The sequence below is a fragment of the Bacillus cereus group sp. BceL062 genome (genome assembly GCF_051780025.1).
Classification (GTDB): Bacteria; Bacillota; Bacilli; order Bacillales; family Bacillaceae_G; genus Bacillus_A; species Bacillus_A toyonensis.
The window spans coordinates 32,393-49,298 of record NZ_JBPWGY010000013.1; the positions used below are offsets into that span (position 1 = coordinate 32,393).

A 16,906-nucleotide genomic window follows, 5' to 3' on the forward strand; every position below is an offset into this window, starting at 1 on the left:
CTTTACAGTAATCTCTTTTGTCATACTCAATGTAAGCTATGTGACCATCGGGGCGAATTAAAATTACATCCATATTTTTTAACTGAGAATCCTGTATTTCTCCTACAACCACCTTTATGTGCGAATTAATGTTCATTTTATCTATTTCTTCTTTATAAGACGGATGTATTAATAAAATATATTTACCATCTTGCATCAATTCAAAGAGTTTATAAGTTTTCTTATTTTGAGAAGAAATAGTAAGATTTATACATCTTTTCCCTGTAAATGGGTGCCTTTCTTTCGTATGCATAGAGGAATATATAACCCCTAAGCCACTTACTCTTTCAGCTAAATCTTGATTCACCTCTGGGTATGTGAGTAAATGCGAGAATAACTCTTTTAACTCTATACCTGCATTTGAAAAGTTTATCATTAATTGTTCTTGCGCTTGTACTTCCTTGAAAAATTGTTTTCCTACATCATGTCGTTCAATATGATAACTTCCTAATAAACTTTCATATTTTTTATGTTTTATAGCTAGTCCCAATTTCCATCCTAAATTAAAAGCATCTTGTAATCCTACATTCAAACCTTGTCCTCCAGCAGGGAAATGAATATGCGCTGCATCTCCTGCCAAGAATACACGCTTATGTTGATAAGTATTTGCTAGTTTGGTTGCATTTCCAAAACGAGAAAGCCATATTGAACTCTTAATTCGAATATGTTCACCTGTAATACTATAAATACTATCTATAAGCTCTTTTTCTGTGACAGCAACATGAACAGGTATTGTCTGATTCTTAGGATCTACAATTGCAAAACGAAATACATCACGTGCAATAGGTACCATCATTATTATCCCATTTATATTAGATGTAGATAAAAATGGGTTATCTGGTACATTTTCTAAAATCACATCACCCAATATAGCAGTAGTTGTTGTATCTGTTCCATTAAACGGTATATGTGATAACTCACGAACTACGCTTCTTGCTCCATCAGCGCCTACTACATATGGAACTTCTATTTTATATATTGTTTCTCTTTGCTCTATTTCTAGTTGTACAAATGTATCATACTGTTTTAAATTTTTTAAAGTATGACCACGTTTAATGTCTACACCTAATTCCAATGCACGCTCTTCTAATATTTCTTCTGTAATAGATTGGGGAATAAAAAGCGTATATGGAAAATCAGTATCTAAATTTTTAAAGTTTAATCTTGTATCTAGGGCAGCAAAATGGCTTGTATCTGATTTCTTCCCTCTAGATAAAAATCGATTTTCAATACCTCTCATAGCCATTAATTCTAAGGAGCGGGGGTGAAGTGTGAGTGCTCTAGAATTTCGTATCCGATTTAACCTTCTCTCTAAAACGACAACTTTTACGCCTTGAATAGCTAATTCACATGCTGTCATAAGTCCAACTGGACCACCGCCAACTACCGCGACATCATAATGATTTTCCATGTCATGCCCTCCATTTATTTACGTAATTAAAAGCTAATGCAAATTTAATTATAATATATTTTAGTTTCCGAGGAAACTAAAATGGGATGTCTTAGACTATTTCTTATATTAAACATCCGATATAGGGTCTAATTGGATTCAATATAAGAAAGATAACAGATCAATCTATTTCTAATCATTTAAAGGGAAGGGTATGTGATTGAGATGAATAATACATATAATGGAAAGATACATACTTGGATTAATTGAGACACCTAATTCATCACACGGCTGAACTAGTTGATTATATGGAATTTGCAAGAACTTATGAAGTTAATACAAAACTTATAAATGGACAAGGAACAATAATTTCTCGAGCAGGAAGTTTTATTTTGTGGAAAATAAAGTAAAATGAATATTTACGTTATAGAAGAAGTAATGTAAAATATTGTTTGTATTAAGAATTTTTTGTCTATTTTAATATTATTATAGGGGATGTTTTATTGAATAATATGTCATTATTTCTTTATTCTGCAAGTGTTTTTTGGAGGTCATGTAAAAGTCATTTAATATTTTTAGTGACTATTAGAGTTATAGAAGGTTTCATACCAGTTATTAACATTTTTCTTTTTGAGCGTTTAATAAATGAAGCAGCAAGATTTATAAATCATTCTGGTAACTTGGAGCAAGTATTTGTGTATTTAGCGTGTCAATTGGTCACTTTTCTAATTCAATATATTTTAGAACATCTTAGCATTATTAATGACAAATATATTAATCAAAAAATTGGTTTGCATATCAAAGAAATCACATTTAATAAAATGGAAAAGTTAGCATACATACATTTTGAAAATCCCGAATTCCAAAATAAACTTCAGATGATTAGTGGTATTGATCAGCGTATCGTAAATAATGTAACGAGTTCTTCTAACTTGTTAAAAGAATGTATAACACTAATTTCTATATTAGTTTATTTAATAAATATCCACTGGGTATTGGTAGTTATATTATTTCTTGGAATCATACCATTATTTATTATCGAAATAAAAAACGGTTCATCTAAATATGAATTAATGAGGAATTTAACGCCAGTAAATAGAGAAATGTTTTACATATCTAACCTATTATATAGAAGAGAGAGTGTTAAAGAGCTACGCTTATTTCAGATAACAAGTTTTCTAATAAAAAAATGGCGTCAAAAATATCAAGAAAATAATCTGGAGGAGATAAATTTATTAAAGAAACAAACTGTTTGGTTATTTGCTTCAGAAATTATACTTGTATTGGTATATGCGCTAACTAGTGCTTTTCTCCTATACTTAATGAAATTAGGAAGAGTGTTAGTAGGGTCATTAGTAGCAGTATTACAAGCTATTCAAAACATCCAAGCCAGTTTAAATAGTCTAATTAGATCTATATCAAATATTTACGAGAATTTATTATATGTGAAGGAGTTCTCATCTTTTATCTCTTTACCTGAAATTGATGAGGTGGAAGCTAAAGAAGAGATTCATAGTATTCAAGAAATAAGTGTTCAACAATTAAATTTCACCTATCCTAATCAAGGTAGACAAACATTGAAAGATGTTAATTTGAAAATTACGCCAGGTAAAAAAATCGCAATTATTGGTGAAAATGGCTCAGGAAAAACCACTTTAATCAAATGTTTAACAGGTTTATATGAGACGGATTCATCTATGATACATGTGAACGGTATGCCTTTAAATAAGATAGATTTAAACAAATATTTCAAGAAAATTTCCGTTCTATTTCAAGATTTTAATCGCTTTGAATTTACGGTAAGAGAAAATATAGGTTTTGGAAATTTAGAGGATTTAGCCGATACAGAAAAATTAAAAGAAGTAATAAAAAGGGTTGGATTAGAAAACCACATTAAAAGTCTACCTTATCAATATGATTCAAGATTGGGAAGGTTTTTCGATGGAGGAAATGAACTTTCAGGGGGGCAATGGCAAAAGATTGCGATAGCTAGATGTTTATTTAGAGAGTGTGATCTTATAGTATTGGATGAACCAACATCTGCTCTTGATCCAAAATCTGAAGTAGAAATTATGGAGGAGTTTTTTCGATATTCCAGTGATAAGGCTGTCATATTTATTACTCATCGCCTTGGGGCAGCGTGGTTGGCCGATGAAATTATTGTAATGGAACGAGGAAGAATTGCTGAACGAGGTACACATCAGGATCTCTTACATTTAGATGGTATATATAAAGAATTATTCGTTTCTCAATCGAAATGGTATATGGAACATAAAGAACTGGTAAAAGGGAGTTTTTAAAAATTAAAATAGGAGGAGTATGATGTCGATACTTTTAATGTTCATTTGTGTTTGGTTATTACTATTGTGCATTGTATTGAGGCAGATACATTTTTTAAAAAAGGAAATAGATTTACTTCCATTAATAGAGAGTGGAAATTTTAGCTATAAGGATAATAATCTTATGGGAGTAAATATGAAAAGATATTTCTTAGAAAACCATTTGAATTTTGAAGATATAACTATAATTGCATTTACGTCAATTACATGTCCTTTTTGTAAACAAGCATTAATAGAAATGATTGAGGAGAATAACGATATCTATAAAATACCACTAATAAATATTGAAAAGATATTTGAATTGCCAGGTAATAATAAAAAAAACACAGATTATAAAGGCTTTGTCAAGATACAGGAAAATGAGAGCTTTTTTACTACCTTAGATATAGACACTTTTCCAACATTCACCCTAGTTGATAATAAAGGAACAATAATATATCAAAATTCGTATCATAAGGGAATTTTCTCACATTATGAAAAGATGAGAAATATTAAGGAGGATAAAGTTATTTAAAAATATGAGGTGAATAAAAATGATTTCTTTGTTTTTTATGATGAAAATTGGAATTGCGACTTTATTTATTAGTACAGGCATTGATAAAATTAAGAAATTTAATATCCATCAATTGATTATAAAAGAATATCAGATTATTCCTGAGAATCAAATTAGGTTATTTACTATTATAGAAATTTTTGCGGAATTATTTATAAGTTTATGTTTGTTTATAGGGTTGTTTCATACATTTACTCTAATTTGTGCAGTAATACTACTTCTTGTATACTCTGTTGCTATTTTAGTAAACTTACTTAGAGGAAGAAAGGAAATATCTTGTGGATGTGGCGGTGTATTAGGAAATCATAAATTATCATGGATGTTAATTGTTAGGAATCTTTGTATTGGTGCTGTTTCGGTAATCTTATTAATGTATCCGGTATCATTAGGGAGCTTAGATCATTTATTAAAAACTAATCAATTTGTGCTTGATATCTTTAATTTTCAGTATTTTACTTTAGTATTTACTAGTTGGATTATTATATTAATAGGAATAAATATGATACAACTATATAATATTTCTTTACGAATAGACCGTTTAACAAAAAATTGAGTTAGTTCAAATTATTAGGAGAGGACTTAAAAAATGAGTGAAAAATGGTATGTCATTTCTAACATCACATTGTGGATTGTTGTTATCTTCCAAACTATATTAATACTATATCTGGGTAGGCTAGTTGGACAATTTTTAAATCGTTTTCGGATTCGTGAAAATAAGCAAATTGGACAATTAGAAGAAAAATCATTAGCAGTCGGACAAAAGGTACCGGTGTTTCAAAAGAACTCTATGGGAGGAAAAACACTAGTAGTACCATCTGATGAATATGAATACACTTTACTTTTATTTGTAAGTAATACATGTTCTAGTTGCAAAGAACTATTTAAGAAGATGCCTGATGTTATAAATAAATATGATATTAATTATATCTTTGTTTCTAGTGAAATATTAGATAGTAACATGATGCAAAGCAGTTCAAATGCACACTTTATAGTAAGTTCGGATATAGTTGAGGATTTCTTTGTCCATACCTCACCTTATATATTATTAATTGACAAGTTAGGTGAAATTAAGCATATTGCAGATTTATCAAACTTTGGTGAACTAATAATGAAACTAGATAGTATTTTAGAACAAGAACTGGTTAATGTGTGATATAAACAAATCTAGCGATTTATTTCTGATTATTCAGAATGTTATTGACAGTTACAAGGAATAAATGTATCCTAAAGTTGTTGTTTCCAATTAAATGTAATAGGAGGGATAAAATGTTAAAAAGATTGCTAGGTATAGCACCATTAAGACCTGTATGTTCTTGTACTGTCGAAAGGTATTCTTGCGAGGGTGGTAGAGAAGTATATCGCTACTATGATTGTACAGTAAATGAGTTATGTGAAACGATTCGTACAAAGTATCCGTGCTAATTTGTTAGATAATTATTTTTATTTTTTTAATGAGAGGATGATTAAAATGTTAAAGAAAATATTAGGAATAAGTAATAAAGCAGGAGAATGTGCATGTGTAAGGTCTCATTATGAGTGTGACAGCAGTGGACGCGTTTATGATGTATATATAAATTGTATTGGTCAGGTATGTAAGAGAGTTAGCACTCCGATGAGGTGTAATTAATAGTTAGAAGTCTAAAGGGGATCAAGCAACTTCTATTAGCTATAAAAGACTCGAACTATTTTTAAAATTAAAAGCACGTTACTATTTTCTTGTATTAATGAGAAAGGGTAACGTGCTTTTTATAAATATATCTCAAAAACAAGAATTGTCTTCATTTACCTAAAATTCTAGCGCTATTATCCTGATGCTAAAGGGAAATACGTATTCCACAGTTTTACCTATTTTATTATAAATTTTTAAGCATACGGAAATATGACTATCAGGTCAAACAACCTAGTATCATAGGAATATCAACTTAAACACAAAATAGCCCCATGTCTATTTTGTGGGTTAAATATATTTCTTTGGAAAAGTAACTGTAAAAGCCCTGGATAATTAATTTTATTGGCTTTCATTCCAAGCAAAAAACTGTCATAAAAGGAGGGGGAGAAGACATTTTTTGTTGAAATTTGTTTGCAAAAACTTCTAAACTGTTAAGGGCAATCGTAAAGTAGACTATTAATTTTTTTAATAATTTTTGCTTTCCTTGGCATACTGTGTTATAAAGTTTAAATTTTGAAAAAATAATTTGAAATTTTATATATAGCATTTTTTATTATATTTCTAACCATTCAAAGAGAAGGGTATGTGATTAAGATGAATAATACATATAATGAAAAGACACATACATCGATTAAACAATTATATAATAAGTTTTCATCAAAAGCTCCTGGATTTGCATATATTTCTAGTTTCGATAGCGGTGTAACTTATAAAGGTGCAGTTGGCTTAGCTTCTATAGAGAAAAATTTACCCATAACTACCAAAACCGTTTTTAATATAGCCTCAGTTTCTAAACAATTCACAGCATTTTCTATATTACTCTTAGAACAAGAGAGAAAATTGAGTTTAGATGATTCAATTTTAAAATTTGTCCCTTCTATAGGTGCATATGCTGAACCTGTAACATTGAAACATCTAATTCATCACACGGGTGGACTAGTTGATTATATGGAATTGGCTGAAGCAGCAAATATTAAATATACGGACACATTAACTGTAAAAAAATCGCTAGAACAACTTAAAAGTCATCAAATTGCAAGGTTCCCAGTTGGAACAAAATTTGAGTATAGCAATACAGGATATTTTTTATTGTCACTAGTGGTAGAGAAGGTAAGTGGCAAGTCTCTACGTCAGTTTGCAAAGGAACGAATTTTTGATCCTTTACACATGAAAGACACAACAATTGTGGATTGCTACCCAACTACTATATCAGTTGCTAATGGATATTCGAGGAATGAGCAAGGAACATATAAAATCTATGAAAGCCCTTGGGAACATACAGGGGATGGGGCAGTTCATACAACAGTTGAAGACCTGGTAAAATGGGGAGAAAATTTAACCACAGGTACCGTTGGTGGAAAAAATCTTGGTAAAAGAATGAGCGAAATAGGTCCGGAAATTTCTCCAACTGGGGATACAATTATTGACAATGAAGATTATGCTTTTGGGCTAAGGCTTGCTGAAGGTTTTAACTATCGGTACTTGGAACATTCAGGAAGTTGGGCGGGTTATCGTTCACACTTTATGCGGTTTCCAAAAGAATATTTGTCCGTTGTAGTTCTAAGTAATTATGATGGATTTGACTCTAAAAAATATGCTAATAAAATAGCAGAAATTGTTTTAGAAAAGTAAAAAATAGAGGGTAGAATACAGTATTGGGATTTAGTTTATCTCACGTTGTTTTATATTGTTTTAACGGTATTTGCCTTACACTTCCTCCAAATCTAATCAAACAAATGGAAATAACCTCAGAATCAGAGTTGGATTTTTTATGTTTTTATTTCTCTTTTTACATTTATCTTTTAATGAGATGAATGCTTTTTTAGTTCATAATAAAAAATAACCAGAAAAACTGTCACAAAATCCGTTTTTCTGGTTTCTCTATAATACAGGTATCAAATAGAGAGTAAGATTTAAACTAACATGTTAACCATAGAAAATGAAGAAAGTCATGCGTCTGCTATGACCTTTGAAGATTTATTTAAGCAGTAATATGCTTTTGCTGTGAAACATATCATATGGATTGTTATAGATAAATATATCGCTGAAGAGTTAGCATAAGAAGTATTTTTACAATTATATCGTAGCGATTGGGTAAGTTTCATTACCAAATGAAACTTACCCAATCGACTGCTATCAAGACAAAATGTATGCAACCATGATACTTAATTTAACTCAAATACCTTTTGTTCCAGAAGCAGTAAAAAATATGAAAGCCATCGCAGTATTTCTTTCTCCAAACTTTGCTAAAGACTTGTCCAACTTATCAGGAAATTTTTGTATTAGAGAATATGGTTCTTTAGAGGAACTAGTACCAAATGAGGTGTCACTTACGTTTCCAAATCTAAAACCTTTTCCCTTAATACCTAGATTACTTTTTGGGAATATAGAAAAGCAAATAAAACAACACTTCAAAAAGTTCATTTTTTCATTTTGGGGTAATTCTAAATTCTTAAGTTGATGGATATAGATTATTACCTTAAAACATCATAATTTCAATTATCTAGAGAGAACGGTCTTTCATTAATATAATAAATGGAAGGTTATTAAATTCCCTATTTTTGGATATGTAAAATTACATAAAAAAACATGTTTAAATAAGGCGCGCTTTTATATATAACTAGAGGTAGAGAAGAAAAATTATTGTTTAGGGTTAATTTAAAATTTTTAATTTAATCGATGTGTGTTGGTATTCCATTTAGAGAGAAATTAAGCAATTAGCCTTTGCTAATCGCTCTTTTATTAGAGCTATTTAACTTTCGTTAATAAGATGAATATCCGCATAAGAATCTTTATATTTAGAAAGGGATAAAAAATGAAAAAAATCGTATCAACACTATGTATAGCTGGAGTGACCTTAACTATTTTAGGAGTATGTCCTCAAAGTAGTTATGCTCATCTCGATCAAATTGATTTAAATGAGAATGATCCTATTACTGCAAGATGGTCTGCAGAAGCTCCGTATCATTCTGATAAAAGTACACATTTATGGATTGCAAAACAAGCTATTGAAATTATGAAAACAGAATCTAATATTGAAGCAAATAAGCAGGCTGTGGACTTTTTAAATTATCCACAATATAAAGATTTATTTTCTAAAGGATTATATGATGCAGATTATAATGCAGAGTTTAACGATGGTGGTACAGGAATAGGTGGCGTTTTTAAAGGCGGATGGAAATCTCATTTTTATGATCCTGATACTAAACAAAATTATAGAGGAGAAACAAATCCAACCGCTCTTACACAAGGTAAGAAATACTTTTATGAATCTGGAGAACATTTACGAAATAAGGACTATGAAAAAGCTTTCTATTACTTAGGAGTGGCCACGCACTACTTTACAGATGCTACTCAACCTATGCATGCAGCAAATTTTACTGCAATTGATACGAGAGCTATAAAATATCATAGCTACTTTGAAAATTATGTTACAACCATTCAAAAGCAATTTGCAGTCAATACTGGAGGGAACTATAATAATTCTCTATCCACACCTGAAGAATGGATTGATTATGCAGCTCGAGTAGCTAAACCTGAAATCCAAAATATTACTAATGATAAAACATTTAAGTATTATAATAGTGGTAAGGCACAATTGTGGCAAGAAATGGTTACCCCAGCTGTGCAGCGAAGCTTAGGAGAAGCTCAGCGCAATACAGCAGGTTTCTTAAATCTGTGGTTTAAAACTTTTACTGAAAATGTGAAAGCTCCAAGTATAGAGACTGCATTAATCTATGATATAGAAGGAAACGTCATAGAAGCAGGGAAAAACTATTATATCGTACCAAGTGAATCTCCTTATCAAGGTCTAACATTTGAATGGTATATAGCAAATCGTTACGATTATGTTACACTTGCAAATAAAGAAAACAATGGTTTATCTGGTACACCTATGGAATTTGAATTCTACAAAGAAAATGATGCAAAGCTACACCACGGGGAGAGTATATATCTTCGTATGAAGCACTCAAATTACGACCAATTCCAATATTTAAATTGGTCTAATTATTCTAGTTGGATTCACCTTGCTCAAAAATCTGATAGTTTAGCTGATTTTAAAATTAAAATTAACCTGGATAATCCTACAGAATATAATATTTTTACAGATGACTATCCATTAAATTATGAGAATATAAATGCAAAGAAAAATTGGATTGTACTAGGTGAAAAAAAACAAAAACCTAGCTCATGGAAGTTTATCCCTGTTAGATAACCTAAAAAGAAAAACACTCGTCCTTAATCAGAACGGGTGTTTTTCTTTTTAGGAATTATAACCCAGAAATTTAATGTTAAAATTTTATCGTTTTTCGACAGAAGACTCCTTCTTCAAAAATGAGAAGGTGTGAAATACCAATTTTAGGTGAACAAAAATTAGAACATAAAAATGAATTAGTTTATTTTGTAATTGCTGAAAATAAGCAAGTATACAATTCATATCAAATGTAAAGCATGTTCCAATCGTATAACTTGTTTGTTTGAAAATTTATTTCATGATTTTACATTTGTAACCATCCACGTTTTTTGAGCTCTTTATACAAATTACTCACGTGGCACCCCATTTCCTTTGCAATATCTGGATAATTTACTCCTTGATTATATAAAATTATTGCTTGTTTGCACTTTTCATCCCATTTTTCTTCTATAGTTTTTACTTTTGTCAATCTCTTTCTAAATTCTTTTTTACCCAGCGTAATAAGTTTTTTTCCAATTTCGCATTGTTCAATACAATACTGTTCTACATCCGTTTGATATTTACAATTTTTACAATATTCATCCTGCAAACGTATTATTCTTATTTTTTTCGCGACCGCTCTCATATCGTATTCACTCCGATTTGATTTATATATATCATAATTTTACGAGCGTACTCTTGCTATTTACGTTAATCTTATAATTAATTCCAGTAAAAGCTTTACCGGTGGTCTTATTCTCTGTCCTTTCTTAGCAAAATTTACTGTTGACAAATATCATTCCACTTTAATTTCCTAAAGGGTAATTTTATTTAGAATTGTTAACTTGGAACTGATAAATATCCAAAAATGAATGCATTAATAATTCTGTATTCCTAGAAGAATGATAGTGGCCATCACTATCTCCAAAATAGAAGAGATTACTAGTACTATAACTAAATAAATCCACAAAACAGGTTTTATTTGCTTTTGTAGACAGTCTAACAATAGGAGGTGTTTCGTCTGTTACAGGTTACCCACCAATCTGTAGTAAAGCTTTACTTAAATTTTTTTCTTGAAAATTGTATTTAAAATGTACTCTATACGTAAATTGATCCATTTTTTGCATCCGTATTCTTTGTTTCGTGTATCTTTTGACCTGTCTTTAATGCTTTATATTTTCAATGATTGCTTTTTCTTTTGATATAATAATTTCTATCTGATATATATTACTATTAACTTCCTAATATTTTTATGCTTATCTATATAATAAAAAGAATTTTAAGAATTGAGACCAGCCAATTATATATATATTTTCTCAGCCATTGTGAATCCTTCATCCCTTGCCACGAATTTTTACAATGTTATTTTTTTACTGTGTTTATTTCATTTTTTAGCGATAATTCTAATGAAAAAACAACAGATTGATTTACGGAATCAGTCTGTCCAAAATCAGAAAGAATTCATCCATTAAAAATAGAATAACATATAGAAAATCATATATTATAATTAATAAGCTTAATTTTATTGAAAATTGAAATATTAAGTAATATCCCTATTGCTATTAAATTAACCATTAAAGAACTTCCACCAAAACTTACAAATGGAAATGGGGTACCCGTAAGAGGAAGTATTCCCGTAATACCGCCTAAATTAACAACAGATTGCAAACCAATCATACACCCTATACCAATTGCTATAAAACTTCCGAATGAATCTTCACATAGCTGTGCAATTTTTAGTGAGCGAAGAACTATAGCTAATACTCCGGCCATTATAATGAATACACCAATGAATCCTAATTCTTCAGAAACGATTGCCATTATAAAATCAGTATGTGGTTCGGGGAGATAACCTGTTTTTTGAATGCTATTTCCAAATCCACGTCCAATAATTCCTCCTGAGCCAATGGCAATAAAAGAATTTACAAGTTGATATCCATTTCCTTGTGCATCAACAAAGGGATTGATAATTGTAGTAATACGTGTCTTTTGAACATCTGACAAACTAAATTGAATCAAAAAATATAAAATAGGTAACCAAAAAATAGCACCTATTATAGTTCTTTTAATTAATAGATTTATATTTATTCCCGAGCAAAGAAATATGCTAAAAACTATACCTAATATTAAAAGTGCAGATCCTAAGTTTGGCTGTTTATAGATTAGGAAAAAAATTGTAGCTAAAAAAAATAAAAGTTTTCCGCCCCCAATCCAAATTTGTTTAGCTGACCCTTGTCGCAATGCAAAAAAACGGGCTGTTACAAGTATTGTTCCTAATTTAAGAAATTCAGCTGGCTGTATTCCAAAGATCCATGATTGAGCATTATTTACCACCTTTCCTTTCCATAAAACCATAATTAACAAGAAAATCCCTCCAATCATAATACAGATTGAGACTATTCGTTTTTTCCATATTTCATATGGGAGAATAGCACAAACTATTAGCCCAATTGTTCCTAAAAATAGTTTTGTTAATTGAGAATCAACAAAATGCCTACTGTTATAACCGTAATGTTGAACAGCAACAATGGAGCTAGCGCTATACATCATGATAATACCTAAAGTACATGTTATGAATAGAGGGAGGAGCAATAGATAATCGAGTTTTATTATTTTTTTCATTTTAAAATCCTCCTGATTTACATTAACACTTAATATTACATTTGCTAATGAATAGAATCTTGTTCTCAACAAGTATTAAATAGTACTTTTGTTTTGAGAGATTCTATCGCTTACACCCTGTTTTCTTACGCAAAAATCCCCCTTAGTTACATACTAGGGAGGATTCAAAATGGCATGACTAAATAAAGCTTTTCTCCCCCTAGTAGAGCTTTGGCACTATACAACGTAAAGTAATGGAAATTCATTACTTAGCTATCTTAAGAAGAGCCTTAATCCGACAATTCCTGTTCTACCCATTGGCGTCTTTCGACATTTTTGGGCAATAGCCTGTGTTTGTATAGGAGCCTCACCTAACAGGATTAGCAATATAAATTTTATGTGTTTGTTCGTGTAGCCAGCATAAATACTTTTTTTTTGCTTGTCAAGTAAACGTATTGCTAACTTTATATTCTTTATTGCTTTATAAATCTTTGAGAAATGATGTGAGAAATTATATTTAATTGTCTCATATAGATACATATTTGCGACTTGGAATGTATAATTTGATTAAGTAGTTTAACCATATAAATTTGATAAACAGTAAAGAAGATATTAATCATAAAATAAGATTTTTTGAAGAATGTTCTTTTGAAGTACGGTATGACTAATGATGTAACTACTGCTATAAAGTTACGAATTAATCATAAACAATAAGTTTCTTATACGAAATTTCATATGTTTTATAACGTTTTTTTGAACTAATTGTATTTAAATTTTAAATCTTTTAAGCTGAATTTCAAATTTGTAATAGAATCTAATTACATTTCTCTAAAAAAGAATTTTTTATGAATCAAATCGAAAGTTAGTTGACAAATATTAAATTCTGGTTTAAATTTTGAAGTAATTCAATAATCTTTGTTAGGTGAGGCTCCTGTATAGAGAAACGCTGCTGCCCAAAAATGTCGAGAGACGCCAATGGGTCAACAGGAACGGTCGGATTAAGGCCCTTTTTAATGTAGCTGGTTATAAAAACCTATGCTATACAGTGCTAAAACTCAACGAGGGAGTGGTATACGATTTGATAGAAAGGCACCTCTGGGATTATTGCAGAGCTGTCTTAATAATCATTTATTTGTATTGTAAAAAAACCTTTACTCCTTTTTGAGTAAGGTTTTTTTTGTTTAATGTTATTTATACTTATCTTGTCTATATTCAAAAAGGAGGTAGTTCTTAATAAATTGATTGCAATGTAACTATTAATGCTCTAATCAAAATTTTAGACAGATAAAATAATACAAAACCACTCATGAAACTCTAGAGTCTCCCTTAGCAATATGAGGAGGAGTTAACATGAAGAAATTATTAAATGAATTACTTGTAACCCAAAATGATTTGGATGCAGATAAAGTTTTACGTCATCCGTCGTATGATGTTGCGCAAGAAATAAAACGGTTTTCAATTGAAGATCAAGTCATATTACTAGATAAGATTCCTGTATTAAAAAGCTCAAAAATTCTACAACATTTGAGTACAGAAGAAAAATATAATATCTTAATTCACTTATCTGAAAACAAAGCTAAAAAGTTACTAAATTTACAACCGATTGATGAAACAGTAGATTTACTTCTAGCGGTTCATCCGGAAAAACAAGCTAAATTAATGGCGTATCTAAATAAAATTACAAAACATAATGTGAAAAAATTAATGGCTTTCAAACCTGAAACAGCAGGAAGTCTTGTCACAAGTGATTTTGTTGCAGTTAGAGGGAATTGGTCAGTAAAAATGACATTGAAGTACATTAGGGAACATTCTGAAAATGTAGAATCAATTTCTTATATTTATGTTCTTGATAGTCATGGTTATCTTAAGGGAATCATTTCCATACATGAGTTATTACTAGCAGCAGATGAAGAGATATTATCTAATATCATGATTCGAGAGGTGATTTCAGTACCTGCTGAGATTGATCAGCAAGAAGTTGTAAAAAAGCTACTGAATTATAATTTAGCAGCAATACCCGTAACAACAGCAAATAATGAAATGATTGGTATTATAACATTTGATGACGTAATGAATGTTATGGAAGCAGAGGCTACAGAAGATATCCAAAAGTTAGGTGGAAGTGAACCATTAAATCAATCTTACTTTGAATCTAGTATTTGGAGCATTTTCTTTAAACGTCTACCATGGTTATTGCTTCTTTTTGTTGCTGAGGCATATACAGGTACAGTACTAAAGTATTTTGAAGACGAAATTGAAACAGTAGTTGCCCTTGCTTTCTTTGTTCCATTATTAGTGGGTACTGGAGGGAATACAGGAACACAGGTTGTAGCAACAATTACTCGTGCAATCGGTATTGGAGAGGTGAAATTTAAAGACATTTTCCGTGTAATGAAAAAGGAATTTGCAATTGGCATGCTTCTCGGACTTGCACTTGGGGTAGCTGGGCTCATTCGTGCTTATATGTTAGGGGTTGGAACAGAAGTTGCACAAGTTGTAGCAATCACTTTATTATTTATTGTTATTTGGGCTTCGCTTGTCGCAGCTGTTTTACCTTTGATTTTGAGAAAATTCAAATTAGATCCTGCAGTCGTTTCTGGTCCATTTATTACAACATTTGTTGACGGAACAGGATTAGTAATATATTTCTTGGTTGCAAAAACGTTATTAAATTTGTAAATATACACTGAAATAAATAAGAAATGTAGAATAAGTATTTTGCCTTGCTTGCTAAGACATAGTGAGGAACTCGGGAATAAGGGAAACAAACACTTTTGTCTTTAGGTAAATAATATTTTAAAGGATTCATTGAATGTAATTAATGCCGGAGGATATAACTATGAAACATCTAAGAAAAATCTTCAAACGAATTTTGCTTCTTCTTTCTATTTTCATGCTTATTGGCATAGGAATATTATTTGGTACTAACTATGGCCGAGATCTTCGTGTAACAATTGCTGGGAGTATACTAACTTCTCAGCATCCACAATATGCGAAATATACATTCCTATCCCAAAAGGAACTAGATAAATTACAAGATAGAATTAATCATCCCAAATGGTCAAATAGTGATGAGAATATTTATAAAAAAATAGCAGGAAAAAGATTAGAAGAATTAAAAAATCAGCCATTAAAAATTGACGTAGAAACGATTAAAAGTAACAAAGATAGTCGCTTTCTTTTCGAAGGAAAATTAGTCACTATTAGTAACCCTTTCAATGTTAAACTTGTTAGCCATCAAGGAACACAGGGCGATAAAAGAGGAGAAAAAATTAGCGTAATGGCAAAACGTAATCATGCACTTGTAGCTGTGAATGCAAGTGGATTTGCTGATGAAACAGGAAGGGGTGGAGGAAATATTGCAACTGGAATAGTAATAGAAAATGGGAAAGCAATTGATACAAATATAGATAAAAATACCCCTACAATTATTACGGGCCTAACAAAGTTTGGACAAATGATAACAGGGAATTATTCTACCCAACAACTTTTGGATAAACAAGTCGTTTCAGCAGCAGGATTTATGCCACAGTTAATTGTAAATGGAGAAAAAATGATTACAGAAGGAGACGGTGGTTGGGGCTCTGCTCCGCGAAGTATTATGGCACAAAAAGAAGATGGCACAATAATGTTTCTAGTGATTGACGGTAGGCAGACACATAGCATAGGAGCTACGTTAAAAGAGTGTCAAGATATTCTATATGAAAAAGGAGCAATAAATGCGATGGCTATGGATGGAGGTTCTTCTGCTACGCTATATTTAGGAGGAAAGGTTATAAATTCACCTTCTACATTATCCCATGAAGATCGTTATTTACCGAATGCTTGGATGGTAACAGCAAACCAAAAACAAGAAATAAGGGTGACAATAGATGGGGAAAAAATAGATACTAAAAAATCAGATGAATTTGATGCAAATATTGCAACTGATTTATGAATGCTTAAATAAATGAAGGTTTAATTAAAGTTTAAAAACTAACATACAAATAGTGTAATAAAATTGAAAGTTTTATCATTTAAAATTCATTAAAGAAAAGCGTATAGAGATACTCAATCATATGGATAATCTCCAAGAATTTAAAAGAAGGATAATTAATGTATACAGCTTATACTCATATTCAATTATATGCTTTTAATCTTA

At 30.6% G+C, this 16,906-nt stretch carries 11 protein-coding genes, 4 pseudogenes and 2 riboswitches; of the genes and pseudogenes, 12 read left to right on the plus strand and 3 right to left on the minus strand.

The annotated features are described in order from the left end of the window. Position 1 precedes the first annotated feature (1 nt). Positions 2-1,450 (minus strand): annotated as a pseudogene (locus tag ACS2MN_RS24990) (FAD-dependent oxidoreductase); the annotation flags it as partial. 491 nt (positions 1,451-1,941) lie between these two features. Between ACS2MN_RS24990 and ACS2MN_RS24995 the strand changes: the two are divergent. From ACS2MN_RS24995 to ACS2MN_RS25035, 9 genes and pseudogenes are all read left to right on the plus strand, one after another. Continuing rightward, complete coding sequence (locus tag ACS2MN_RS24995; RefSeq protein ID WP_257209477.1) at positions 1,942-3,729, plus strand: ABC transporter ATP-binding protein; 1,788 nt, start codon at positions 1,942-1,944, stop codon at positions 3,727-3,729. Positions 3,730-3,751: 22 nt separating this feature from the next. Beyond that, a complete protein-coding gene (locus tag ACS2MN_RS25000; protein ID WP_198130858.1) occupies positions 3,752-4,282 on the plus strand; it encodes a thioredoxin fold domain-containing protein in 531 nt (176 codons plus the stop codon). A 19-nt stretch (positions 4,283-4,301) separates the two neighbouring features. Next, the gene (locus ACS2MN_RS25005; RefSeq protein ID WP_098806063.1) at positions 4,302-4,874 is read left to right on the plus strand and encodes a MauE/DoxX family redox-associated membrane protein; all 573 of its coding nucleotides are present in this window, start codon (positions 4,302-4,304) and stop codon (positions 4,872-4,874) included. Between the two features lie 33 nt (positions 4,875-4,907). Next, positions 4,908-5,474, plus strand: a complete 567-nt coding sequence (locus ACS2MN_RS25010; RefSeq protein WP_198130857.1) for a TlpA family protein disulfide reductase — start codon at positions 4,908-4,910, stop codon at positions 5,472-5,474. Positions 5,475-5,587: 113 nt separating this feature from the next. Next, positions 5,588-5,743, plus strand: a complete 156-nt coding sequence (locus ACS2MN_RS25015) for a hypothetical protein (RefSeq protein ID WP_000919787.1) — start codon at positions 5,588-5,590, stop codon at positions 5,741-5,743. Positions 5,744-6,584: 841 nt separating this feature from the next. Further along, entirely contained in the window at positions 6,585-7,622 is a 1,038-nt protein-coding gene (locus tag ACS2MN_RS25020; RefSeq protein ID WP_098806151.1) for a serine hydrolase domain-containing protein, read from the plus strand. A gap of 291 nt (positions 7,623-7,913) precedes the next feature. Continuing rightward, a pseudogene (locus tag ACS2MN_RS25025) lies at positions 7,914-8,048 on the plus strand (RNA polymerase subunit sigma); the annotation flags it as partial. 67 nt (positions 8,049-8,115) lie between these two features. Continuing rightward, positions 8,116-8,367: pseudogene (locus tag ACS2MN_RS25030) on the plus strand (DUF1963 domain-containing protein); the annotation flags it as partial. A 438-nt stretch (positions 8,368-8,805) separates the two neighbouring features. Next, positions 8,806-10,206, plus strand: coding sequence for a zinc dependent phospholipase C family protein (locus tag ACS2MN_RS25035; protein ID WP_098806065.1), 1,401 nt, complete (start codon positions 8,806-8,808; stop codon positions 10,204-10,206). A gap of 283 nt (positions 10,207-10,489) precedes the next feature. Here the strand turns inward: ACS2MN_RS25035 and ACS2MN_RS25040 are convergent, their stop codons facing one another. Continuing rightward, complete coding sequence (locus ACS2MN_RS25040; RefSeq protein WP_001202913.1) at positions 10,490-10,810, minus strand: helix-turn-helix domain-containing protein; 321 nt, start codon at positions 10,808-10,810, stop codon at positions 10,490-10,492. 311 nt (positions 10,811-11,121) lie between these two features. Between ACS2MN_RS25040 and ACS2MN_RS25045 the strand changes: the two are divergent. Next, a pseudogene (locus tag ACS2MN_RS25045) lies at positions 11,122-11,342 on the plus strand (ISNCY family transposase); the annotation flags it as partial. 316 nt (positions 11,343-11,658) lie between these two features. On the opposite strand, the gene ACS2MN_RS25050 reads toward ACS2MN_RS25045, so the two are convergent. Continuing rightward, a complete protein-coding gene (locus ACS2MN_RS25050; protein ID WP_098806066.1) occupies positions 11,659-12,786 on the minus strand; it encodes an FtsW/RodA/SpoVE family cell cycle protein in 1,128 nt (375 codons plus the stop codon). 188 nt (positions 12,787-12,974) lie between these two features. After that, a riboswitch (M-box (ykoK) riboswitch) is annotated at positions 12,975-13,151 on the minus strand. 521 nt (positions 13,152-13,672) lie between these two features. Further along, positions 13,673-13,840: riboswitch (M-box (ykoK) riboswitch) on the plus strand. Positions 13,841-14,115: 275 nt separating this feature from the next. Between ACS2MN_RS25050 and mgtE the strand changes: the two genes are divergently transcribed. Next, positions 14,116-15,444: a magnesium transporter gene (mgtE, locus tag ACS2MN_RS25055; RefSeq protein WP_098806067.1), complete on the plus strand. Its 1,329-nt coding sequence runs from the start codon at positions 14,116-14,118 to the stop codon at positions 15,442-15,444. A 160-nt stretch (positions 15,445-15,604) separates the two neighbouring features. Then, positions 15,605-16,702, plus strand: a complete 1,098-nt coding sequence (locus ACS2MN_RS25060) for a phosphodiester glycosidase family protein (protein WP_098140119.1) — start codon at positions 15,605-15,607, stop codon at positions 16,700-16,702. Positions 16,703-16,906: the final 204 nt, after the last annotated feature.

What these genes read in the sequence shown, in the direction of transcription:
- ACS2MN_RS25040 (WP_001202913.1), bottom strand. Translation starts at nt 10,810, where the DNA reads ATGAGAGCGGTCGCGAAAAAAATAAGAATAATACGTTTGCAGGATGAA.
- ACS2MN_RS25035 (WP_098806065.1), top strand. Translation starts at nt 8,806, where the DNA reads ATGAAAAAAATCGTATCAACACTATGTATAGCTGGAGTGACCTTAACT.
- ACS2MN_RS25000 (WP_198130858.1), top strand. Translation starts at nt 3,752, where the DNA reads ATGTCGATACTTTTAATGTTCATTTGTGTTTGGTTATTACTATTGTGC.
- ACS2MN_RS25015 (WP_000919787.1), top strand. Translation starts at nt 5,588, where the DNA reads ATGTTAAAAAGATTGCTAGGTATAGCACCATTAAGACCTGTATGTTCT.
- mgtE (WP_098806067.1), top strand. Translation starts at nt 14,116, where the DNA reads ATGAAGAAATTATTAAATGAATTACTTGTAACCCAAAATGATTTGGAT.
- ACS2MN_RS25005 (WP_098806063.1), top strand. Translation starts at nt 4,302, where the DNA reads ATGATTTCTTTGTTTTTTATGATGAAAATTGGAATTGCGACTTTATTT.
- ACS2MN_RS25010 (WP_198130857.1), top strand. Translation starts at nt 4,908, where the DNA reads ATGAGTGAAAAATGGTATGTCATTTCTAACATCACATTGTGGATTGTT.
- ACS2MN_RS25050 (WP_098806066.1), bottom strand. Translation starts at nt 12,786, where the DNA reads ATGAAAAAAATAATAAAACTCGATTATCTATTGCTCCTCCCTCTATTC.
- ACS2MN_RS25020 (WP_098806151.1), top strand. Translation starts at nt 6,585, where the DNA reads ATGAATAATACATATAATGAAAAGACACATACATCGATTAAACAATTA.
- ACS2MN_RS24995 (WP_257209477.1), top strand. Translation starts at nt 1,942, where the DNA reads ATGTCATTATTTCTTTATTCTGCAAGTGTTTTTTGGAGGTCATGTAAA.
- ACS2MN_RS25060 (WP_098140119.1), top strand. Translation starts at nt 15,605, where the DNA reads ATGAAACATCTAAGAAAAATCTTCAAACGAATTTTGCTTCTTCTTTCT.